General features: G+C 72.3%; 23 protein-coding genes and 1 tRNA gene. 12 read left to right on the top strand and 12 right to left on the bottom strand.

The window, feature by feature from the left end; genetic code table 11:
* Positions 1 to 2 precede the first annotated feature (2 nt).
* The 3 genes from ABZU46_RS03255 to ABZU46_RS03245 are packed head-to-tail and all read right to left on the bottom strand — an operon-like array spanning position 3 to position 2,172.
* Positions 3 to 1,109: a glycosyltransferase family 9 protein gene (locus tag ABZU46_RS03255; protein WP_354854718.1), complete on the bottom strand. Its 1,107-nt coding sequence runs from the start codon at positions 1,107 to 1,109 to the stop codon at positions 3 to 5.
* An 8-nt stretch (positions 1,110 to 1,117) separates the two neighbouring features.
* Positions 1,118 to 1,669, bottom strand: coding sequence for an Hsp20/alpha crystallin family protein (locus tag ABZU46_RS03250; RefSeq protein ID WP_354854716.1), 552 nt, complete (start codon positions 1,667 to 1,669; stop codon positions 1,118 to 1,120).
* On the bottom strand, positions 1,666 to 2,172 hold the full coding sequence (locus ABZU46_RS03245) for a DUF2231 domain-containing protein (RefSeq protein WP_354854714.1): 507 nt from the start codon (positions 2,170 to 2,172) through the stop codon (positions 1,666 to 1,668). Before ABZU46_RS03245 ends, ABZU46_RS03250 begins: the two co-directional genes overlap by 4 nt.
* Before the next feature lie 164 nt (positions 2,173 to 2,336).
* On the opposite strand from ABZU46_RS03245, the gene ABZU46_RS03240 reads away from it, so the two are divergent.
* Positions 2,337 to 2,954, top strand: coding sequence for a pyridoxamine 5'-phosphate oxidase family protein (locus tag ABZU46_RS03240; RefSeq protein WP_354854712.1), 618 nt, complete (start codon positions 2,337 to 2,339; stop codon positions 2,952 to 2,954).
* A gap of 10 nt (positions 2,955 to 2,964) precedes the next feature.
* Here the strand turns inward: ABZU46_RS03240 and ABZU46_RS03235 are convergent, their stop codons facing one another.
* Positions 2,965 to 3,123 carry a hypothetical protein gene (locus ABZU46_RS03235; RefSeq protein WP_354854710.1) on the bottom strand — a complete coding sequence of 53 codons (159 nt, stop codon included), beginning with the start codon at positions 3,121 to 3,123 and terminating at the stop codon, positions 2,965 to 2,967.
* Positions 3,120 to 3,524, bottom strand: coding sequence for a VOC family protein (locus ABZU46_RS03230; RefSeq protein WP_354854708.1), 405 nt, complete (start codon positions 3,522 to 3,524; stop codon positions 3,120 to 3,122). The genes ABZU46_RS03235 and ABZU46_RS03230 overlap by 4 nt, the downstream gene beginning before the upstream one ends.
* Before the next feature lie 147 nt (positions 3,525 to 3,671).
* On the opposite strand from ABZU46_RS03230, the gene ABZU46_RS03225 reads away from it, so the two are divergent.
* From ABZU46_RS03225 to ABZU46_RS03190, 8 genes are all read left to right on the top strand, one after another.
* Positions 3,672 to 3,926 carry a hypothetical protein gene (locus tag ABZU46_RS03225; protein WP_354854706.1) on the top strand — a complete coding sequence of 85 codons (255 nt, stop codon included), beginning with the start codon at positions 3,672 to 3,674 and terminating at the stop codon, positions 3,924 to 3,926.
* The gene (locus ABZU46_RS03220) at positions 3,923 to 4,534 is read left to right on the top strand and encodes an EsaB/YukD family protein (protein ID WP_354854704.1); all 612 of its coding nucleotides are present in this window, start codon (positions 3,923 to 3,925) and stop codon (positions 4,532 to 4,534) included. Before ABZU46_RS03225 ends, ABZU46_RS03220 begins: the two co-directional genes overlap by 4 nt.
* 20 nt (positions 4,535 to 4,554) lie before the next feature.
* Positions 4,555 to 5,250 (top strand): hypothetical protein, encoded by a 696-nt coding sequence (locus tag ABZU46_RS03215; protein ID WP_354854703.1) that lies wholly within the window; start codon positions 4,555 to 4,557, stop codon positions 5,248 to 5,250.
* Between the two features lie 13 nt (positions 5,251 to 5,263).
* A complete protein-coding gene (locus ABZU46_RS03210) occupies positions 5,264 to 6,202 on the top strand; it encodes a hypothetical protein (RefSeq protein WP_354854701.1) in 939 nt (312 codons plus the stop codon).
* Positions 6,203 to 6,217: 15 nt separating this feature from the next.
* Positions 6,218 to 7,444: a hypothetical protein gene (locus tag ABZU46_RS03205; protein ID WP_354854699.1), complete on the top strand. Its 1,227-nt coding sequence runs from the start codon at positions 6,218 to 6,220 to the stop codon at positions 7,442 to 7,444.
* A 902-nt stretch (positions 7,445 to 8,346) separates the two neighbouring features.
* Positions 8,347 to 9,471, top strand: coding sequence for an FAD-dependent oxidoreductase (locus tag ABZU46_RS03200; protein ID WP_354854697.1), 1,125 nt, complete (start codon positions 8,347 to 8,349; stop codon positions 9,469 to 9,471).
* A gap of 18 nt (positions 9,472 to 9,489) precedes the next feature.
* Entirely contained in the window at positions 9,490 to 10,842 is a 1,353-nt protein-coding gene (locus ABZU46_RS03195) for an amidohydrolase family protein (protein WP_354854695.1), read from the top strand.
* Positions 10,839 to 11,840: a LacI family DNA-binding transcriptional regulator gene (locus ABZU46_RS03190; protein WP_354854693.1), complete on the top strand. Its 1,002-nt coding sequence runs from the start codon at positions 10,839 to 10,841 to the stop codon at positions 11,838 to 11,840. The genes ABZU46_RS03195 and ABZU46_RS03190 overlap by 4 nt, the downstream gene beginning before the upstream one ends.
* A 177-nt stretch (positions 11,841 to 12,017) precedes the next feature.
* Here the strand turns inward: ABZU46_RS03190 and ABZU46_RS03185 are convergent.
* Positions 12,018 to 12,091: transfer RNA gene (locus ABZU46_RS03185), tRNA-Thr, on the bottom strand.
* A 143-nt stretch (positions 12,092 to 12,234) separates the two neighbouring features.
* Between ABZU46_RS03185 and ABZU46_RS03180 the strand changes: the two genes are divergently transcribed.
* On the top strand, positions 12,235 to 13,971 hold the full coding sequence (locus ABZU46_RS03180) for a metallophosphoesterase (protein ID WP_354854691.1): 1,737 nt from the start codon (positions 12,235 to 12,237) through the stop codon (positions 13,969 to 13,971).
* Between the two features lie 139 nt (positions 13,972 to 14,110).
* Here the strand turns inward: ABZU46_RS03180 and ricT are convergent, their stop codons facing one another.
* The 5 genes from ricT to ABZU46_RS03155 form a co-directional block, all read right to left on the bottom strand.
* On the bottom strand, positions 14,111 to 14,947 hold the full coding sequence (gene ricT, locus ABZU46_RS03175; RefSeq protein ID WP_354854689.1) for a regulatory iron-sulfur-containing complex subunit RicT: 837 nt from the start codon (positions 14,945 to 14,947) through the stop codon (positions 14,111 to 14,113).
* Positions 14,948 to 15,232: 285 nt separating this feature from the next.
* A complete protein-coding gene (locus tag ABZU46_RS03170) occupies positions 15,233 to 15,913 on the bottom strand; it encodes a hypothetical protein (protein ID WP_354854688.1) in 681 nt (226 codons plus the stop codon).
* Positions 15,913 to 16,218 carry a hypothetical protein gene (locus tag ABZU46_RS03165; protein ID WP_354854687.1) on the bottom strand — a complete coding sequence of 102 codons (306 nt, stop codon included), beginning with the start codon at positions 16,216 to 16,218 and terminating at the stop codon, positions 15,913 to 15,915. Before ABZU46_RS03165 ends, ABZU46_RS03170 begins: the two co-directional genes overlap by 1 nt.
* Position 16,219: 1 nt before the next feature.
* Entirely contained in the window at positions 16,220 to 16,549 is a 330-nt protein-coding gene (locus ABZU46_RS03160) for a YbaB/EbfC family nucleoid-associated protein (RefSeq protein ID WP_007454690.1), read from the bottom strand.
* Between the two features lie 122 nt (positions 16,550 to 16,671).
* The gene (locus ABZU46_RS03155; RefSeq protein WP_354854809.1) at positions 16,672 to 17,865 is read right to left on the bottom strand and encodes a DNA polymerase III subunit delta'; all 1,194 of its coding nucleotides are present in this window, start codon (positions 17,863 to 17,865) and stop codon (positions 16,672 to 16,674) included.
* Between ABZU46_RS03155 and ABZU46_RS03150 the strand changes: the two genes are divergently transcribed.
* Together ABZU46_RS03150 and ABZU46_RS03145 are read left to right on the top strand one after the other, a co-directional pair.
* Positions 17,798 to 17,998, top strand: a complete 201-nt coding sequence (locus ABZU46_RS03150; RefSeq protein ID WP_354854685.1) for a thioredoxin reductase — start codon at positions 17,798 to 17,800, stop codon at positions 17,996 to 17,998. The genes ABZU46_RS03155 and ABZU46_RS03150 overlap by 68 nt on opposite strands.
* A complete protein-coding gene (locus ABZU46_RS03145) occupies positions 17,995 to 18,756 on the top strand; it encodes a pirin family protein (RefSeq protein ID WP_354854683.1) in 762 nt (253 codons plus the stop codon). The genes ABZU46_RS03150 and ABZU46_RS03145 overlap by 4 nt, the downstream gene beginning before the upstream one ends.
* Positions 18,757 to 18,891: 135 nt before the next feature.
* On the opposite strand, the gene gndA is transcribed toward ABZU46_RS03145, so the two are convergent.
* Positions 18,892 to 20,334 carry an NADP-dependent phosphogluconate dehydrogenase gene (gene gndA / locus ABZU46_RS03140; RefSeq protein ID WP_354854681.1) on the bottom strand — a complete coding sequence of 481 codons (1,443 nt, stop codon included), beginning with the start codon at positions 20,332 to 20,334 and terminating at the stop codon, positions 18,892 to 18,894.
* Between the last annotated feature and the right edge of the window lie 76 nt (positions 20,335 to 20,410).

Below are 20,410 nucleotides of genomic sequence, written 5' to 3'. Positions count from 1 at the left end.
CGCTACGGGCTGAGCAGTTCGCGGGCCGATTCCAGCACCTCGGCCACCGGCACGTCGATGACGAACGAGTCGCGGTGCGGGCACTCGCCGTCGCCCGGCCGGTGCGGGTAGATGCCCGGCGTGCAGTCCACGCCGCAGACCGGGCAGTGCACCGTCCAGGAGCTGATCGGCCGGTGCCGGCCACGCAACGGCGTCGCCGTGTTGATCAGGTTGCCGACCCAGAAGATGCCCACCGTCGACGTGCCCACCGCCGCGGCCAGGTGCAGCGGGCCGGTGTCGTTGGAGACGACCAGCGCGCAACCGGCGTAGCAGCCGGCCAGCCCGCCGAGACTGAGCGTGCCCACCTGCGGCCGGACCGGCACCCCCGCCGCCGCGACCACCTGGTCCACCACCTCCTGCTCGGAGGGCGTACCGGTCACCAGCACCTCGTACCCGTCGCCGTGCAGCGCACGGGCCACCTCGGCGAACCGCTCGGCCGGCCAGCGGCGCCGGGTGTCGGAAGCGCCCGGATGCAGCGCCACCCGAAGGCGGGCCGGTGGACCGAGCACCTGCTCGGCCTCGGCCCGGTCCGCGTCGGTGACCGCGAGCGTCGGCACGATGGTGGTCGCCGGAGCGCCCACCAGGGCCACCGCCTCCAGATAGCGGATCACCTCGTGCTGGTAGTACACGTAGCGGACCCACCGGTCCAGCGGCGGCGCGTCCTCGGCGCGCAACCCGACCGTCACCCGGGCACCGAGGCGGCTGATCAACGGGTTGGAGTTCGCGCCACCGCCGTGGGCCTGCACCGCCAGGTCGAAACCCTCGCCGCTGGCCGCCGCCACGAAGTCGTCGATCGTGGACGCCGGCTCACCGGCCTCCGGCTCCCGAATGCCGGGGCCCGGCGGCACCACCAGCACCCGGTCCACCGGGCCGGGCCGGTCGCGCCAGAGCTTCGCGTGCCACGGCGCCCCGAGCAGCACGATCTCCGCCGAGGGGTACGCGGCGCGCAACGCGTCCAACGCCGGCAGAACGAAGATGAAGTCGCCGAGGGCGTTGGCGCGCAGCACCGCGATCCGGCGCACGTCTTCGACTCGCCCCGCCGTCGGGCCGAGCAGGGACGGGGTGACCACGTGGCGCGCTACTCCCGGTCGATCTCGCCGACGCTGTCCGGGTGGTGCAGCTCCCGGTCCGCGGCGGGATCGGCCGCTATCGGCGTACCACCGGAGAGGCCGCCCGAGCGCGGCCCGGCGCGGCCGACGGTGATGGTGCGCGCCGTGGGTCGCGCCGCCCGGGGCAGCCGGACGCGCAGCAGCCCGTGGTCCATCACCGCGTCGATGCCCTCCGGGTCGACCCGGGACGGCAGGTCGATGCGGTACTCGAAACCGCGCGTCTCGAAGCCCCCGGGAATGCCCTGATCGGCGTTGACCTCCGCCTCGGAGCGGGCCCGCACGCACAGCTCGCGGTCGTCCAGCTCGACGGCCACCTCCTCGGGCGCGACGCCCGGCAGCCGGACGACGACCTGCCAGCCGTCCGCGGTCTCGGTCAGCTCGACGTCGGACGACCCGGCCCGGCCGCCGACCAGCCGGCTCAGCTCGGCGCGCAGCGACTGCAACTCGCCCATCGGGTCCCAGCCCTGTTGCCGGCCGCGCCACCCCCGGCCGAAACCGCCGGTCTGCTGCTGCTCGCTCATCGCACGTCTCCGATCCGCCGGGTGGCCGTGGTGGGCCGCAGTGAGCTGGGCGCATCCAGACCGGCGTCGCGGTCGACGCCCACACCGAGCCGGTCGACCAGTTCGCCACCGAGCCAGGCGCTGATGCCGAGGATCGCCACCGCGACGACCTCGATGGCGATCAGCGCGCCACCGGCGGCCCGCGAGTCGGCGTTGAGCCGGACCACCCACACGGCGGCGAAGAGCAGGATCACCGCGACGTTGGCGCCCGCGTGCAGCAGACCCACCCGCTTCGCGCGGGTGCCGGTCGGGATCGCCAGCAGGTCGAACGAGCCGGCCGCCGCGGCGAGCAGGCCGCCGATCAGGCCGACGGTGATGTTCCAGTACGCGACCTCGCCGAGGAAGTCCGGCCCGCCGACCGTGTCGATGATGTCGAAGAGCACCGCGGTGACCAACAGCGCGACCGGGAACATGACAAGCATCGGATGGACTGGATGACCCAGCACCTTGAGTCGGCTCTCCATCTCCCGGCCTCCACTGGTCGGCTTTCCTGCGGACGGTATGAGCGGCGGGCGTGTCGGGTGAGGCCCTACCCCGGGCGACCGGGGGCAAACCTCGCGCTGGCCACGCGGGCCTAGGCTGGCGACGGTGGCGCCGCCACCCGGGTCAACGGCTGGGGGAGGATCGCGTGACGGTGGAGATCACTTCGCACGAGGAACTACGCGAGCTGCTCGGCACACCGGGCGTACGCGCCGCCAACAAGGACCGCGCCCGCCTGCACGAGCGCGACCGGCAGTGGCTCGCCGCCGCCCCGTTCTGCCTGATGGCGACGGCCGGCGCGGACGGCAGCTGCGACGTCTCGCCCAAGGGCGACCCGGCCGGGTTCACGCTGGTGCTGGACGACACGACCATCGCGCTGCCGGAGCGGCCGGGCAACAAGCGGGCCGACGGCTACCGCAACATCCTGGACAACCCGCACGTCGGGCTGCTCTTCCTGATCCCGGGTCGCACCGACACGCTGCGCATCAACGGGCGGGCCCGCCTGGTACGCGACGCGCCCTGGTTCGACGACATGGTCGTCAAGGGGCACCGGCCGGTGCTCGCCGTGGTGGTGGAGATCGAGCAAATCTTCTACCACTGCGCGAAGGCGTTCCTGCGGTCCGCGCTGTGGCAGCCGGAGACCTGGCAGCCCGACGTGCTGCCGTCCCGCGCCCGCCTGATCAAGGAGGTCGAGACGCCCTCCGAGAGCCTGGAGGACCTGGAGAGGCACTACGGCCCGGAGTACGCCACGAAGATCTACGTCTGACGCAGGCCGGTCAGCTCGACCAGCCGGACGGATTGCCGAACGACTCGCGGGAGATGCCGGAGCCGGTCTCCGGCCACGAACCGAACCGGTCGCGGTCACCTCGTGGATGTCCTCCCGGGTCGCGCTCGACGAGGGCTCGCCGCAGCGCCAGAGCCTCCGCGCCGGTCACCCCGGGGTGACCGACACCATCCACAGGTGACCGTCCGGGTCGGCGAAGACGCCCGCGTACCCCCAGGGTCGCGTGGTCGGCTCGGCGACCACCTCGCCGCCCGCGGCGCCCGCCCGCTCGACGATCGCGCCCGCGTCGGCCTCGGTGGCGGCGCCCAGGGCGAGCAGGCACTCGCTCTGCCCCCTCGGGGCGACCTCGCGCGGGCCGATCACCCACCCGAAGCCGCCGGTCGGGACGAGCATCAGGCGCAGCCCGTCGTTGACCACGAACTGCAACGGCTCCGGGATTCCGTCGTCGGCCAGCTCGCCCACCGCTTCGAGGCCGAGACCGTCGCGGTAGAAGTGGTACGAGGTCGTGCGGTCGGCGATGGGCAGACTGATGGTCAGGGGCGCAAATGTCATGGGCTGACGCTCCGGGATCTCTGAGGTATGGCCACCATAGAACGCGGCTGCGACAGTCACCATCAGCGCGCGGTCGCGGCGTGCCGACCCGGCACCCGCGAGATCACGTCCCCCGATCGGATTAGCGGCCGTGGATAGAATCGAGCCGTGGCTCGGGAATTCGACACGCAGCTCATCGAGTCGGTCGCGGTTCGTCGCGCCCGCATGCGTGAGCTGCTGCTGTGGGGCAGGCAGCGCCGGGTCCGCGCCACGGGTGACGGGTTCCGGTGGTTGCGTACCGGTCTCGTGCTGGCGGCGGTGGCCTGCGCCGTGTGTGTCGGCTGGTCCTTCCTCCAGAACGTCGTCGCCGAGCAGCAGAGGGCACGCAACCCGGCACCGATCCAACCCACGGGTCCGCGATGACCCAACCGCGGACCCTCGCCTCCGCCGGTCACCTCAGTCGGGTGACCCTGGCCGGGCCACACCGACGCATCGACCTCGTGCTGCCCGCCGACGAGCCGCTCGGCCTGCTGCTGCCCGAGGTCGTCGCACTGGTGGGCCACCCGCCGACTGACGATTCGCGGGGCTACCAGATCAGCACCCTCGACGGCACGGTGCTCGACCCGGCCGGCAGCCTTCGGCAGGCCGCCGTGCCCGACGGCGCGCTGTTGCGGGTCGACCCGATCTCCGAGGCACCGCCGGCGGCGATCGTCCACGATGTCTCCGACGAGGTCGGCGACGACCTCATCCGGCGGCGCGGCCGGTGGGGTGACGTCCCCCGTACGTGGACCGCCACCACCGCCTGCCTGGTGGCCGCCGCGGTGGCGGCACTGCTCGCCGGCCCGCACCTCGGGCCTGCCGCGGTCAGCGTCGTCGGCGGCGCGGTCGCCCTCGCCGGCCTCCTCGTCGGGATGGCGGGCAGACGCAGGATCGGGGTGGCGGTGCTCTTGAGCGGCGCCGCGATGGTGATGACCGCCGTGCCCGGCTGGACGGACACCCGCACCCCCGGTGGGCACTGTGGACCGTGGTGATCGGCTGCACCGTCCTCGCGGTGGGTGCCGTAACGGGTAACGGGCGCGCTGGCGTCCTCGGTGGCGGCACGATGCTGGCCCTGGTCGCGGGCTGGAGCGTGCCGCTGCTGCTCGGCATGCCCGCCGAGCGGGTCGCGGCGGTGCTGGCGATCGCGTCGGTGGGCGTGCTCGGGCTGTTGCCGCGGATCGCGATGATCACATCGGGCCTCACCCGTCTCGACGACCGCCGCAGCAACGACGAGCCGGTGAGCCGGGTATCGGTACAGGCCGCGGTTGACTCCGCGCATCGCGGGCTGGCGGTCGCGGCGATCGCGGCGGCGACCTCGGCGACGCTCGCCGGGCTCATCCTCGCGTCGACGCCGGGCCCGTGGCGACTGGTGCTGGCAGCCCTGGTGGCCGGCGCCCTGCTGCTGCGGATGCGCGCCTTCCCACTGGCGGCCGAGGTGGTGACGCTGGTGGCCGGCGCGCTGACCATCGCGGGCGGCCTGCTGCTGTGCTGGGTACGGGAGCGGCCCGGCACGTGGTGGGGCACGGCGGTGGCGGCACTCGGCGTCTGCGCGGTGGCCCTGGCGATCCTGGCGTACCGGCCGCCGCCGCACGTCCTGGCGCGAGGCCGGCAGGTCGCCGATCGCGTCGAGGCCCTGACGGTGATGGCGCTGGTGCCCGTCGCCGTCGGGGTGTTCGGGCTCAACTCGCGACTTCTCGACACCTTCTGACTGAGGCGGTGGCATGAGCGCTCCACCGGTGCCGCGCACCGCGCCGCCGGCCGACCCGCCGGCGTCGGAGCCGGGCGACCTGTCGATCGCGCGCAGGCCCCCCTCCGGCGACTCCGCGCTACGGCGTACGTGGCGCAGCGCCAGCCGGATGTTCGCCAGCGGCCGGCAGACCCGGGAACTCGCCGACCTCGCCGCCGAGGTGCAGGCACCCGTGCACACCGGCCGGCGGATCGCGGTGGCCTCCGTGCAGGGTGGCGCGGGGAAATCCACGCTTGCCGCGCTGCTGGCGTCGGTGTTCGCCGCGCGTCGCGCCGATCCGGTGCTCGCCGCGGACGCGGACCCGTACGAGGGCTCGCTGACCTGGCGGCTCGGCGCCCCGAGCGACCCGTCACTGCAACGACTGGCACCCGGACTGCTCGCGGGCCGGGGCGGCGACCTGCGCGACCTCGAACCACTCCTCCCACGCACCGGGACAGGTCTCTGGGTACTGCCGAGCGGCACCACCAACCCGAACCTGTGCACCGCTGTCACGCGCGCACTGTCGCGTCTCTTCGCCGTCACCGTCACCGACTGCCCACCCGGCCTGGAGGCCCGTACCCCGGCGGGGGTGATGGCCGACGCGCACGCGGTGGTGCTCGTCGCGGCGGCGACACCCGACGGGGTTCGGGGCACCTACCAGACGCTGCGCCGGATCGTCGACGACGGCTACGGGTCATGGCTGGAGCGCGTGATCGTCGTGTTGAGCGCGAGCAACCCGCACGGCCGCGCGACGCTGATCCACGGCGCCGCCCGTGAGCTGATCGAGCAGACCGGCGTACCGGTGGTGGTGCTGCCCTACGACCGTCACCTGGCCGCCGGTGCGCTCATCACCCCGTCGCGGATCGGCGAGGCGACGCTCGTGGAGGCGACCCGCGCCGCCGCGCTGGCGCTGAGTCGCGCTCGGCGGATGTGACCGGAGGCCCCCCGCATGTCGACGCGCATGGTGCACCGCCCCGCCCGGATGGCTCGCCCGATGGCCGCGATGGATCCACTCGTGCTGGACCCGCCACCGCAACTGCCCGACGGCAAGTCCGCGATGGGGCTCCAGGCGTTGCTGCCCATGGCCGGCGCCGGGGTGGCGATGAGCATGATGATGTTCCTGCGCGGCTCCGGCTTCGCGGCTCTGGGCGCGGTGGTCATGGTGGCGGCGCTGGGCGCCGCCGGGGCGATGTACCTCACCCAGCTGGGCAAGGCCGGCCGGCAGCGCCGGGCACAGCGCGAGCGCTACCAGGACTACCTGGAGGAACTGCGCGACCAGTTGCGCGAGACCGAGCAGCGTCTGCGGGAGGAGGCGAACCTCCTCGACCCGCCGGTGAATCGGCTGCTCGACGTGATCCGCAGCCCGGCGCGACTGTGGGAGCGCCGACGCGCCGACGTCGACTTTCTGCACGTACGGCTGGGCATGGGTTCGCTGCCCGTCCGCACGATCGAGCTACGCGAGCAGAGCACCCCCACCAATCCGCTCGATCCGTTCATGCGTCACGAGGCGCGCTCACTGATCCGCCGATTCGCGCTGGTACCGGGGCTGCCGCTGCGGGCGAACCTGGACTGCGCCGGGGATGTCAGCGTGATAACGCCGAACTACGCGGACGCCGTCGCCCTCGCCCGGGCGATCCTCGTGCAGGTCGCCACGTTCCACGCCCCCGACGACGTGACGCTCGCGATCATCACCACCCCCGAGCGCGCCCGGACCTGGCGTTGGGCACGGTGGCTGCCACATCTGCTCGACCGGACCTCGATCGGCCCGTCCGGCCCGACCCCGCTGCTGGTCACCACCGTACAGACGCTCGTCGACCTGCTCAGCGAGGATCTGGAGGAGCGGACCACCAGCGCGCTCAAGTCGTTCCGGCACGGTGTCGGGCGTACGGAGGCGAAGGCCCGGCCACGGCTGCTGGTCATCGACGACGCACACGGTGAGCTCGCCCGTGTGCTGGCCAGCCCCGACCAGACGGTCGGTCTGGCCAGCCTCGGCGTCACCGTGGTGCACCTGCTCGCCGACCGGCTGCACGAACCCGGCGACGTCTCCCGCCGGATCACCGTCGACGGCGACTCGGTCACCCTGGAGGATCTGACCGCGTCCCCGGCGGTGACCGTACGCGGCACCCTCGACGAGACCAGCTCGAACCAGGCGACATTCTCAACCCAGTACCGGTAGACGAAGTGCTCGAAACCCGGTGCCGTCCACTGGACGTCCGCCAAGAAACTCGCCGGGTCCATCTTCAGCGGTTCGTCACCGTCCGCGGGTTCGTAGCTCGAAGCGCTACACACCACAGGACTGGAGCCGTCGGAGCCCAGGTACAGATACCAGTAGCCGCAACCCTGCTGATCGTTCATGAACCGCATCATGAATGCGTGGTCCTCGATGGGGCTGGCCACCAACCGGGGCGAGATCTCCCACTCGCAGGCCAAGCACGACGGCACGGAGCTCTGCAGGCGGCTGCTCGCCATGAACACCACGAACGCTGCCGGCAGAGCAAGGCCGTGCCGTGCGAGACGTCGGTTGAACGCGTCAAGACCATCCACGCGTACGGGGTTTGGTGCCATGTAGTACGACCCCGTTCCCGCCGCTTTCGGAGTCAGCCAGTCGAACGTCCCGGTGAACAGCCGCTCGGGCAGCGGCGGTAGCTTGCCGTACGTCACGTCGTCGTAGACCTCACCAAGCCCGTACGGCCCCGGCGCTGTCGCTTCCCATGCGCGCGAGAAACTCACCCCTCACCTCCATCGCGCTCGCGACGTCGTGACTCAGTTGGCGAGTGTGCCAGCAGCGGCGGGCCAGAGGGGCGGAGCCCCGAATACCGAGCCGCCGGACGGAATCGAACCGTCCACCTACGCTTACCGAACATCACGTTCCGAAGCTTGTCATCGATTGCCGAAATCCATCGTTGACCTGCACAGACGCCATCAACAACTGGTCCACGTTTGTCACTCACAGTGGACCTTTAGCAGGGGTTTTCGGGGGGTAAGCGGGGGCACCGTTGGCCATTGCCCGTTGACTTGATCAGACGACCCGTGCTCCGATGTAACTAGTTACATCGATGGGGAGGCACGAGCATGGGCATGGTCGGGCAAGTGGTGGTCATCGGTGCCGGTGTGTACGGCGCGGCGGTGACCGCAGCGCTGACGCGGCGCGGCGCCCGCGTCACCGTCGTGGACGCTGGCGCACCGGGCGGCGGCACCTCCGGCGCGACGTTCTCGTGGACCAACTCCTGCGGCAAACAGCCCCGCTCGTACCACGACCTCAGCGTCGCGGCCATGCACGCGCACCGGGAACTGGCGGCCGGGGTGCCGGGCAGCGACTGGTACCACGAGGACGGCAACCTGGAATGGGCCGCCGACGCCGATGGGTACGGGCGACTACACGCGAAGGTCGCCGGGCTCCTCGAATACGGGTACGAGGCGCGTTGGCTCAGCCGGGCGGAGGCGGTACGCCTCGAACGGGACATCGCCGCCGCCGAACTGCCGGCGGACGGGATCGCGTTCTTCCCGCGCGAGGGCTGGATCGAGCCGAGGCGCCTGATCGGCCACCTGCTGTCGTACGCGGTGTCCCAGGGCGCCGAGCTGGTACGCGACGACGCCCTCACCGGCCTGGAGGTGGGCGGGGGCAGCGTGCGTACCGCCCGACTCGCCTCCGGTCGGCAGTTCCGGACGGACGCCGTGGTGAACTGCGCCGGGCCGTGGGCGGCCCGGGTCGCCGCGCTGGCCGGGCTGGACCTGCCGATGCGCAACACGCGCGGCGTGCTCGTGCACACCTCACCGGTCGCCGTCGCGGTGTCCCGGGTCGTCCACGCTCCGCACGTCCACCTGCGCCCGGACGGCGGCGGACGGCTGCTGTTGCACAGCCACGGGATCGACGGCGCGGCGTACGTCGCCGACACCGGGGAGATCGACGTCGAGCGGTCGGCGATCGATCGGGTGCTCGACGCGGGCCGCAGGCTCTATCCGGGGATCGCCGCCGCGACTGTGGAGAACGTCCGGGTGGGTGAACGGCCTATTCCCGGCGACGGTCTGCCGGTGCTGGGTCGCGTAGCGGAGCTGCCCAACTTCCACTTCGCCGTCTCGCACAGCGGCGTGACGCTGAGCGTGCACGCCGCTGGCCTGGTCGCGGCCGGGGTTCTCGGCGAGGACCGGAGCGAGGAACTGGCCGCCTTCCGGTTCGAGCGTTTCGCACCGACGAGCCGGTGACCGGACAGGGGGAGGACAGTGGCCACGACAGTCCTGCGTGACGGTGTCTTGGTGGACGGCCGGGGTACGGAGCCGCAGCCCGGGCTCGACGTCGTGATCGAGGGAGACACGGTCCACGAGATCGTGCCGTCGCGGCCAATCGAGGCGTACGGGACGGTGGACGAGATCGTCGACGTTTCCGGGATGCTGGTGATCCCGGGGCTGATCAACAACCATACCCACGGCACCGCGTACGGGCCGCTGTTCGCCAGCGGCCACGAGGCCCTGCCACACCCGCAGGTACTGGCCAACCTCGACCGGCACCTACGGGAGGGGACGACCACCGTGCTCTGCGCGGACGGCTTCGTCACCGCCGAGGCGCTCGCCGCCACCGACGCGGCGCACCCGGTCAACGTGAAGCTCGCCTCGTGCAACGTCCCGTCCTGCCTGGCCGCGGCGACCATCGCCGACGGCGGTGGCCTCACTGGAGCGCACCGCGCCTTCACCGCACGGCACGCGCTGGACGCCGGTGCCGTCGCGCTCGGCGAGATCGGCGCGGGACACACCCTCGGCGGGGGTGGGGCGAGTTACCTGTACATCCCGGCCGAGGTGCAGAGACGTACCGGCGTACGGATCACCCCTCGGGCGGCGGACAACCTGAAGATCGCGGTGCTGGGGCGGCACATCTCGACGTCGGCGTTCGACCGGGACGCGGTCGAGGAGGCGTTGGCGGGTGCGGGGCTGACTGGCAGGCTGTCGGTCGAGGAGGTCCGCGAGATCGTCTCCGGGATCGTGCTGCCAGCCTTCGACATCGCCCTGCACGGGCTGGCCGAGGCGGCCGAGCAGGCACGGGCAGGGGTACCGGTGGTGGTGCACAACGCGGCGGCGTCGATGACCCAGGTCGCCGCGATCGCGACAACCGACGTGCGGCTGATCGCGGCACACTCCAACCATTCGAGCTTCGACCTGCGCGAGGCCGTCGAGCACGCCGAGCGGCTGAAGGAGGCGGGCGCCGTCGTGGACGTCTCCACCCTGGACACGTTCGGGGCCCGGCGACTCACGACCGGGCCGGAGCTGCTCTACGCGATTTTCTCGGCGGGGCTCGTCGACACGATCTCGACCGACTACGCGGGCGGCCACCACGACCCGATCCTGCTGGCGATCGACCGGGCCACAAAGGCGGGTGTGGTGCGTCTCCCGGCGGCGGTCGCGATGGCGAGCGCCAACGTCGCCGACGCCATCCCCGGGTTGGCACCCCGCCGGGGCCGGGTCGTACCCGGTGCGATAGCCGACCTGGTGGTGACGGACCCGGAGCGGCTCGACCGGGTGGCGACCGTCATGATCGGGGGCAGGATCGTCGTCCGGGACGGGAGAACAGGGGGACCACGGTGAGACGGGCCACCATCGGCGACGTCGCCGCGCAGGCCGGTGTGTCGACGGCCACCGTCTCCCGGGTCGTCAACGGTGGCGCCGTCGCCGAGCCGACAGCCACCAGGGTGTGGGCGGCGATCGCCCGTCTCGGGTACAGCCCGAACGCGCTCACCAGGGGCGTCTTCGCCGGACGCGCCAACACGATCGGGGTGGTCATCCGTGACCTGCGCAGCCCCTTCTACCTCGACCTGATCCGTGGCATCGACGAGGTGGCCGACGCCCAGGGCAGCCTCGTTCTGTTCGCGAACACGTTCCGCCAGGTGCACCGCGAGCTCGCCCACGTGCACACGATGGACGAGCAGCGGGTACGCGGGCTGATCGTGACGACCGGCGAGAGCGCCGACGGTCGTACCCGCCGGATGGCCGACACCGGCGTGCCGGTCGTGGTCGTCGCGCGTACCGTCCCGGACCCGCCGGCCGGCATGCACTCGGTCAGCCTGGACAACGTCGAGGCCGGTCGGCTGATGGGCGTACACCTGGCCGGGTGCGGGCGCTCCTCCGTCGGTGTCGTCACCTCCGGTAACCGGCCCTCGCAGGTCGAACGCACGGCGGGGCTGCGGCTGGCGCTCGCCGAGGCCGACCTGTCCCTGCCCGACGAGGCGGTCGTCGTCGCGGATTCCGAGGAGGAGGTGGGCGATGCCGTCGGCGCACTCCTCGCGCGTGCCCGTACCCGGGACGAGCCGCTGGACGCCGTCGTCTGCACCACCGGCCGCCTGACCGTCGCGGTGCACTCCGCGCTGACCGCCCACGGGCTCACCGTTCCGGACGACATCGCGTTCCTGACGATGGACGAGTTCCCCTGGTCCGCCGCGCTCGGGATCACCGTGGTCGCCCAGCCGTCGCACGAGATGGGACGGCGGGCGGCCGAGCTCGTCGTCGAGCGGCCGGCCGAGTCGGTGCAGGTCGTCTTCGAACCGACGCTCGTCGCCCGCCACTCGTGCGGCGAGGGGCACCGTTGATCACACACGTCTCTCGCGGAGGTCGACAGTGGCACGACAACGGGTCGGGCAGCAGCGTCCGGGGCAGGCGGTCGCGGCGCGGGATGCGGACTATCTGCGGACCGGCACGTCCGTCGGCGGTGTGGTGGACCTTGTAAAACGGCGAAGCCCAGGCCAATGGCCTGGGCTTCTGTACCGAGCCGCCTGACGGAATCGAACCGTCGACCTACGCATTACGAGTGCGTCGCTCTAGCCGACTGAGCTAAGGCGGCAACGATCAGCAAGTGTACGGCACCCCCCGGCCCCGGACCGAACGGGATACCCCCGCGCCTCCGTCAACACCAACCGGACAACCATTGCCATCTGGCTAATTACCGGACAGCGCCTCGCCGGGACCGGTACTACGCTGCGGCGGGTGAGTGACGAACGCGACGATCACCAGACCCCGGCGGGCGAGCAACCCGACGGGGAGCGGGCCCCTCGCCGGCCGCGCTCCACCGATCCACTGGAGTTGGGTTTCACCCCCCGCAAGCCGGTGCCATGGCTGGCCCCGTTCCTGTTGATCAGCACCGGTATCCGCACGCTGCTGGCGATCCTCTTCGGCGCCTACCTGGACAAGCGCGAGTTGCAGAACGCCTTCGGCGACGGCATCTTCCGCCAGGCGGGGCCGGACGGCGGGCTGTGGCTCGACTACGCGGCCGACCTCGGTGACGGCTTCCACGCCACCTACTCCGTCGCGTACCTGCTGGCGCAGCCGGAGCTGACCGTGGACGGGCACCGGCTGCCCCGTGCGCAGACCCTGGTGATGGGCGGGGACCAGGTGTACCCGTCGGCGGCCTACGCGGAGTACGAGAACCGGTGCAAGGGGCCGTACCAGGCCGCGCTGCCGGCGGCCCCGCCCGACCGTCCCACGCTGTTCGCGGTGCCGGGCAACCACGACTGGTACGACGGCCTGACCGCCTTCCTGCGGCTGTTCGTTCGCTCCCGGGACCGCAACTTCGCCGGCTGGCGCACCGGGCAGTCGCGGTCGTACTTCGCCGTGGAGTTGCCGGCCGCCTGGTGGCTGCTGGGCGTCGACGACCAGTCCGGCTCATACCTGGACGACCCACAGTTGGCCTACTTCGACGAGGTGGCCCGGCGACTCACCCCGGAGTCGAAGGTGATCATTGCGGCACCGTCGCCGACCTGGGTCAAGGCCGCCGACGACCCCATGGCGTACGACTCGATCGACTACTTCGTCCGGACCATCATCGACCCGACCGGGGCGCAGGTGCGGCTGCTGCTCTCCGGCGACCTGCACCACTACGCCCGCTACGCCGGCCCGGACCGGCAGTTGATCACCTGTGGCGGCGGCGGTGCGTACCTGTACCCGACGCACAAGCTGCCGGAGCGCATCGAGGTGCCGCCTCGGGACACGCTGGCTCGACGGGCCAGCCGCACACAGCCGTACGATCTGGTGGCCCGCTATCCGGACGCGGCCCGCTCCCGGCGCTACGGCTGGGGCATCTTTGCCCGGCTGCCGTTCCGCAACCCCGGCTTCACCACGCTGCTCGGCACCCTGCACACCCTGCTGATGCTGGCCATGGCGGGCGCGGCGGCGAACTGGGCCGACAGCACCGACCAGCGACTGTTCAGCGTCCCGCTGGTGCTGATGGTGCTCGTGACGGTGGTGGCGGCGGTCCTGTTCGCCAAGCCGCCCAGTGCCAGCGGCAAGCGGCATGTCCGGCACTGGATTCTCGGCGTCAGCCACGGCGTGGCCCAGGTGGCGTTGGCCGCGGGCGGCACCTGGGTCTGGTTGGCGCTGCCGTTCTACGACTGGCCGTGGCCGCTGCCTGCGGTCGCCGCGGCGGTGCTGTACGGCCCGGTCATCGGCCTGGTGGCCAGTCAGCTGGTGGCGGCGTACCTGCTGGTCGCCGGTGCGTTCGGGGTGAACGTCAACGAGCTGTTCGCCGGGCAGGGTATCGAGGACTCCAAGTCGTTCCTGCGGTTGCGCATCGACCCGGACGGCACGCTGACCGTCTATCCGATCGGAATCGACCGGGTCTCCCGCGACTGGCAGGTCAACCCCGACGACTCCCCCTCCGCAAGCTGGCTGACCCCGAAAACTCCGCTAACTCCCCACCTGACCGAACCCCCCATGGTCCTGCACTGACCCTGACCGCACCCACCAGGTGATCAAGAGGTTCGCGTCATTCGGGGCCCGAATTTTGACGCAAACCTCTTGATCAACAGGGTTAGCCGGGGGGCCAGGGGGTGTAGTCCGGTTCCCCTGGGGTGGAGGAGGTCCTGCTCTACGGAGTGGGGCCTTCTTCGTATGACCGGCGCGATCCGCAGACGTCAGACAGCGAGCACCGCTTGGTCTCGCCGCTGGAGAGCTGGCGAACAGTCACCGTCTCGCTCGGGACGTGCCGCGAGACGACCCTGGCCTCGCCTTCCGGGGTGGTAACCCGCTGGCCGCTCGTCGGGTATGTGCCGCTTCTGTCATACAGCGGGTGCTCGTACTTCAGGCAGCACATCAACCGGCCACACGCCCCCGAGATGCGCAGCGGGTTCAGCGGCAGATCCTGGTCCTTGGCCATCCGGATGGTCACCGGCTCGAAGTCGGTGAGGAACGTCGCGCAGCACAGGTCCCGACCACACGAGCCGATGCCGCCCTGGACGCGGGCCGAATCCCGTGCCGAGAGCTGCCGCAACTCGACCCGGCAGTGCAGGGTGGCGCCCAGGTCGCGGACCAGGGAACGGAAGTCCACCCGGTGCGGTGCGGTGAAGTAGACGGTGCTGCGCTCGCCGCCGCCGTCACCCGAGCCGAGCACGTGGTCGACGGCCACCACCTTCATCGGGAGGCCGTGCGCACGGATCAGCCGCTTCGCCGCCACCTTCGCCTCGGCCTTACGACGGCGCAGCGCCTCGTCCCGGAGCAGGTCGTCGTCGCCGGCCAGCCCGACCAGCCGGGGGAAGCCGTCGGTCTCCTCGGTCACCCACTGGGCGGCCCAGACGCACTCGGCCACCTCGGGCCCGTCGTCGGTCGGCACCAGCACCCGGTCGCCCACCTGCGGGCGCAACTCGCCCGGGTCGAGGTAGTAGAGGCGCCCGTACCGGTTGAAGCTGACCGCGCAGAGCATGCCCATCCCCCCACCTTACGACGCATCACCGCAAAGGGCGCACCGGCCGATCCCTGCACCGGCATCCATGACCGTCGACTTGACCTATTGCCGGGCCACCCGTCGTGCCGTTGACCCTCGCCCGGACGGTTGATTCCGGCCGCGGGTGGGGGACAAACGTCTCCGGGCGGCGTTGAGTGGAGGCAGACCTGCGGGGGGTGCAGGGGGAAGACCACGGCGTCGCCGTGGGCGCCGACTCTGCTCGGGCGCCCGCGAGCGACGCCGTGGCCTGTCGGGGGACGCGGCTATCGGCTACCAGCCGACCCGGGTGGGCTGGTCGTAGCGGGGACGGGCGTCCATCGACGACCGCCAGGTGGACTCGGCCAGGCTCGGCGCCCATTGGCGCAGCAGTGTCTCGGCGCCGTCGTACGCGACGCACAGCACCGCCAGCACCCGCGCGGCGATCTCGGCCGCGTCGGCGACACCCGGCCCGACCGGCGTCAGGCGGGCCGGCGGGCCGGTGGCGGTGGCGGTGACCACGGCCACCGCCTCGGCCGAGCGCAGCACGTCGGCCATCGTTCGGGCCAGGGCGAGGCGGCTGCCCTCCACCCAGTCGGCGAGCGCGTCCGCGTACCCGGCGGTGGATTCCAGTCGCCCGACCAGGCTCTCCGGGCCCTCGTCGACATGGCGCAGCAGCGCGGCGCGCTCCTGCCCGTACGCCGAGGCGGCCGGACCGGACCAGAGCACCGGGTCGGTGAGCGCCGCGCCGACGTCGTCGTACCCCCGGACCAGCCGGCGCACCGCGTGCCCGGCGCTGGCCAGCGGCGCCGGGTGCAGGTCGAGGAAGCCCCGGACGGCGTCACCCGGCAGCACCTGCATCCGGCGCAGCAGAGGCCAGACCCGGTGGCCCTCGGGAACGCCGGCCGCGAGCAACGCGTCCACCCGGTGGAGCAGGTCGAGGCCGGGCTCGGCGAGCCGGTCCAGTGGGTCCATCACGGCTCCCCGATGATCCGGCGGCGGGCGGCGCGGTCGACCTCGGCGTACCGGTCGGCGGCCTCGCGGACCGCCGAGGCGGCGGCGGCGAGCCGAGCGGCGGCGGCCCGTGCCTCGCGGGCCCGGTCGTCGGTGGCGGCGGTCCACTGTCGGTGCAGCGCGCGACCGATCTCGCCGGGGCGGCCCGGGGCGTCCGTGCCGAACGCGGCCTGGGCCGGGTCGCTGGCGGTGACCGTGTGGGACAGGGTGGTCAGCGTGGCGCTCGCCTCGTCGAGCCGGGCGGAGAGCGCGCGCAGGGTGTCCATGTCAGGCCCCCGCGAGCGGTCGGTAGGCGGCGAACGTCTCGTTGTGCAGCTTCTCCCGGGCCCACTCGGCGGCGTCGGCGGCCGCGGTGACGGCGGCCTGCACCGAGCCCGCCACGTCTCGTGGGCTGCGGGTGTGCAGCGGCCCGAGGAACCGGACGTCGGTGATCCGCCCACCGGCGGTGACCACCACCTCGACCAACCCGTCCGGCGACCGGACGGTGACCTCGACGGTCGACACGGCCTGGTCGAACTCGGCCTGCAGCGATTCGATGCGGCGGTAGCGCCGCACCGCCTCCTCGATCCAGGCCTCGTCGATCTCCCCCCGCGGCATCGGCGACTCCTCCCGGATGGCCCCTCACTGAGCGTGCCGTCACCGTCACCACGGCACACCGGACCGTACCGCACAGCAATCGCGCGTGTCGATGGCTGTGGACAACCGGCTGGAGCTGCGGGTCAGCCCTTCCAGAGGGCGAGCATCATCGCCTCGACCGCGATCCGTGGCTTGACGTTCGCCTCGATCGCCGCCCGGCAGGCGAGGACGGCCTCCAGCCGGCGCAGCGACCCCTCGGCGTCCCACTTCTGGGCCCCCGCGCCGGCCAGCGCGGCGGTGTCGGTGTGCACGGGATCGACCGGGGCCCGCAGCGCCATGGTGAGCGCGTCCCGGTAGAAGCCGGCCAGGTCGACGAGCGCGCGGTCCAGCGCGTCCCGCTGGGCCCGGGTGGCCCGCGACTTCTGCCGCTTCTCCAGCTCCTTGAGCTGCCCGGCGGCGCCGCGCATCGCGCCGGCCGCGCCCCGGCCGGTGCCGCCCGCGCCGAGCGCGGTCTCCAGCGCGGCCCGTTCGGTCGCGTCCGCCTCGGACACCGACGCCTCAGCCTCCGCCTCGGCCGCCTCGATCAGCGCGGACGCCGCGTCGAACGCCGCGCCGACGCCGGTCAGCCGGCGCGGCACGGCGAGGACCGCCTCACGCCGCTTGCGGGCCTCCGGATCGCGGGCCAGCCGGCGAGCCCGACCCACGTGCCCCTGCGCGGCCGCCGCCGCCCACTGCGCCACGTCGGGCGCGATGCCGTCCCGACGGACCAGCACCTCGGCCACCGCCGCGGCCGGCGGCTGCCGCAGGGGTACGACACGACAGCGCGACCGGATGGTCACCGAGATGTCGTCCGGGTGGGTGGACGGGGCGCAGAGCAGGAAGACCGTACGCGGTGGCGGCTCCTCGATGGCCTTGAGCAGCGCGTTGCCGGCCGCCTCGGTGAGCCGGTCGGCATCCTCGATGACCACCACCTGCCAGCGCCCGCCGGACGGGGTGCTGGCCGCGCGCAGCACCAGCGCGCGCATCTCGCCGACGCCGATCGAGAGCCCCTCCGGCACCACCATCCGGACGTCGGCGTTGGTGCCGCCCATCGTGGTGTGGCAGCCGGGGCACTCGCCGCAGCCGGTGCCGTACGTGCACTGGAGGGCGGCGGCGAAGGCCCGGGTCGGGGTTCGGGGAGGTGGGGGCAGGTAGGGTCCGGAGGTGGCGGGACTCGGCGGGAATCGGCGGCTGGGGGTGGATATGCGGGATCTCCGGTACAAAATGATCATGGCGTTGAACGCGGCGGATCTGGGCGACCCGATCTGCGAACAGGTCGCCGAGATCTGCGCCGAGATCGCCGAGCAGCACTGCGCGGAGTTCGGTCACACGCCGCAGCTGCGCACCGGTGAGATCGCCGAGCTGGTCACCGGTGAACCGGCCCTGACCTGGGCGCCGTCGACCCCCGACGCCGGGCAGCGTGCCTGGTGACCGCACCCGCGCCGTCGGTCGACCTGCGTCGGGCCGAGGACCGGTTCGCCACCCGGATCTCCTGGTTGGACTCCAAGCACTCCTTCTCGTTCTCCCGGCACTACGACCCGGCCAACACCCACCACGGGTTGCTGCTGGTGAACAACGACGACGTGGTCCGGCCCGGCGCCGGCTTCGAGACCCACCCGCACGAGGACATGGAGATCGTCACCTGGGTGCTGCGCGGCTCACTCGTGCACCAGGACTCCACCGGCCACTCCGGGGTGATCTACCCCGGCCTGGCGCAGCGGATGAGCGCCGGCACCGGCATCCTGCACTCGGAGAAGAACGACGCCTGGCGGCTCAACAACCAGGAGCCGCACAGCGACCCCGTGCACTTCGTGCAGATGTGGGTGCTCCCCGACGAACAGGGCGTCGACCCCGGCTACGAGCAGCTGGAGATCGAGGACGAGTTGCTGCGCGGCGGCCTGGTGCCGATCGCGTCCGGGATGGACCGCTACGACGGCGCGTCCGCGATCCGGATCCGCAACCGGTACGCGACCCTGCACGCCGCCCGACTCGGCCCCGGCGACGAGGTCACCCTCCCGGACGCGCCCTTCGTGCACCTGTACGTGCCGAACGGCACGGTGACCCTGGAGGACAGCGGCCCGCTCGGCACCGGCGACGCCGCCCGGCTCATCATGACCGGCGGCCGGCGGGTGACCGCCGACGAGCCGGCCGAGATCCTCGTCTGGGAGATGCACGCCACGGTCGCCTGACGGGTGCCCACGCGTACCTGCCGTCGGGTCCCATGATCATGCTCGAACATGGATGTGGTGGCCTCCCGTTGTCGGAAGGCCACTACATCATGGATCGAGCACGATCGTGCGGGGCGGGGCGCGGCGGGGTTCCGGCTACGCCGGGGACTCGGTCTTCTCGCCGGCCCAGGTGGTGTGGAACGAGCCCTCGCGGTCGACGCGCTGGTAGGTGTGCGCGCCGAAGTTGTCCCGCAGGCCCTGGATCAGCGCGGCGGGCAGCCGCTCGGCGCGCAGCCCGTCGAAGTACGCCAGCGACGACGAGAACGCCGGCGTCGGCACCCCCGCCCGGGCCGCGTCGGCCACGACCCGCCGCCAGCTCGGCACGCCGGCCGCGACCGCCTCGGCGAAGTACGGCGCCACGAGCAGCGTCGGCAGGTCGGGCTGCTCGTCGTACGCCTCGCGGATGCGGTTCAGGAAGCGGGCGCGGATGATGCAGCCGCCCCGCCAGATGGTCGCCGTGCCGCCGAGGTCGATGTCCCAGTCGTATTCCTGGCTGCCGGCCCGGATGTGGTCGAAGCCCTGCGCGTACGCGACGATCTTGGAAGCGAGCAGCGCCCGGCGCACGTCCTCCACGAACGCGTCCCGGTCGGCGACCTCCCACTTCTCACCGGCGTCCGGGAACGCCCGCCGGGCCGCCTCGCGCTGGTCGACGTGCCCGGACAGCGAGCGGGCGAACGTCGCCTCGGCGATCCCGGTGATCGGGATGCCCAGGTCGAGGGCGCTCTGCACCGTCCACCGGCCGGTGCCCTTCTGCTCGGCCCGGTCCTGCACGACGTCGACGAACGCGCGGCCGGTCGCCGCGTCGGTGTGCGCGAGCACGTCGGCGGTGATCTCGATGAGGAAGGACTCCAGCTCGCCGTTGTTCCAGTCGCGGAAGATCTCCGCGATCTCCGCCGGCTTCGCGCCCAGGCCGGACCGGAGCAGGTCGTACGCCTCGGCGATGAGCTGCATGTCGGCGTACTCGATGCCGTTGTGCACCATCTTGACGAAGTGCCCGGCGCCGTCCGGCCCGACGTGCATGCAGCACGGCACGCCGTCCACGTGGGCGGCGATCTTCTCGAACATCGGCCCGAGCTTGGCGTACGACTCGGCGGAACCGCCCGGCATGATGCTCGGCCCGAGCAGCGCGCCCTCCTCACCACCGGAGACGCCGGTGCCGCTGAAGTGCAGCCCCTGCGCGCGCAGCGACTCCTCCCGGCGACGGGTGTCGGCGAAGTGGGCGTTGCCGCAGTCGACGATGATGTCGCCCTCCTCCAGCAGCGGCACCAGCTCGTCGATCACGGCGTCGGTGGGCGCACCGGCCTTGACCATCACGATCACCGCGCGGGGCCGTTCCAGCGACGCCACGAAGTCGGCCATCGACTCACCGGGCACGAAGGTGCCCTCGTCACCGTGCTCGGCGACGAGGCTGCGGGTGCGCTCCGGCGACCGGTTGTGCACCGCCACGGTAAAGCCGTTGCGGGCCAGGTTGCGGGCCAGGTTCCGGCCCATCACCGCCAGCCCGGTCACGCCGATCTGCGCCGTCGCCTGCTCAGCCATTCGTGCCGCCACCTCTCGCCGTCGAACTATCCTGCTGCGACCGTATCGCGGCGCGCGGCATCGTGGGCGAGTCGTC

The sequence above is a fragment of the Micromonospora sp. NPDC005197 genome (genome assembly GCF_040608295.1).
In the GTDB taxonomy this organism is placed as follows: domain Bacteria; phylum Actinomycetota; class Actinomycetes; order Mycobacteriales; family Micromonosporaceae; genus Micromonospora.
The sequence above is the reverse complement of the archived record's forward strand: the minus strand, read 5'-3'. Positions and strand labels throughout refer to the sequence as shown.

Coding starts and splice junctions, on each gene's coding strand:
- ABZU46_RS03250 (WP_354854716.1), bottom strand. CDS start 1,669: ATGAGCGAGCAGCAGCAGACCGGCGGTTTCGGCCGGGGGTGGCGCGGC.
- ABZU46_RS03245 (WP_354854714.1), bottom strand. CDS start 2,172: ATGGAGAGCCGACTCAAGGTGCTGGGTCATCCAGTCCATCCGATGCTT.
- ABZU46_RS03230 (WP_354854708.1), bottom strand. CDS start 3,524: ATGACATTTGCGCCCCTGACCATCAGTCTGCCCATCGCCGACCGCACG.
- ABZU46_RS03220 (WP_354854704.1), top strand. CDS start 3,923: ATGACCCAACCGCGGACCCTCGCCTCCGCCGGTCACCTCAGTCGGGTG.
- ABZU46_RS03210 (WP_354854701.1), top strand. CDS start 5,264: ATGAGCGCTCCACCGGTGCCGCGCACCGCGCCGCCGGCCGACCCGCCG.
- ABZU46_RS03205 (WP_354854699.1), top strand. CDS start 6,218: ATGTCGACGCGCATGGTGCACCGCCCCGCCCGGATGGCTCGCCCGATG.
- ABZU46_RS03200 (WP_354854697.1), top strand. CDS start 8,347: ATGGTCGGGCAAGTGGTGGTCATCGGTGCCGGTGTGTACGGCGCGGCG.
- ricT (WP_354854689.1), bottom strand. CDS start 14,947: ATGGGCATGCTCTGCGCGGTCAGCTTCAACCGGTACGGGCGCCTCTAC.
- ABZU46_RS03170 (WP_354854688.1), bottom strand. CDS start 15,913: ATGGACCCACTGGACCGGCTCGCCGAGCCCGGCCTCGACCTGCTCCAC.
- ABZU46_RS03165 (WP_354854687.1), bottom strand. CDS start 16,218: ATGGACACCCTGCGCGCGCTCTCCGCCCGGCTCGACGAGGCGAGCGCC.
- ABZU46_RS03160 (WP_007454690.1), bottom strand. CDS start 16,549: ATGCCGCGGGGGGAGATCGACGAGGCCTGGATCGAGGAGGCGGTGCGG.
- ABZU46_RS03150 (WP_354854685.1), top strand. CDS start 17,798: ATGGCGTTGAACGCGGCGGATCTGGGCGACCCGATCTGCGAACAGGTC.
- gndA (WP_354854681.1), bottom strand. CDS start 20,334: ATGGCTGAGCAGGCGACGGCGCAGATCGGCGTGACCGGGCTGGCGGTG.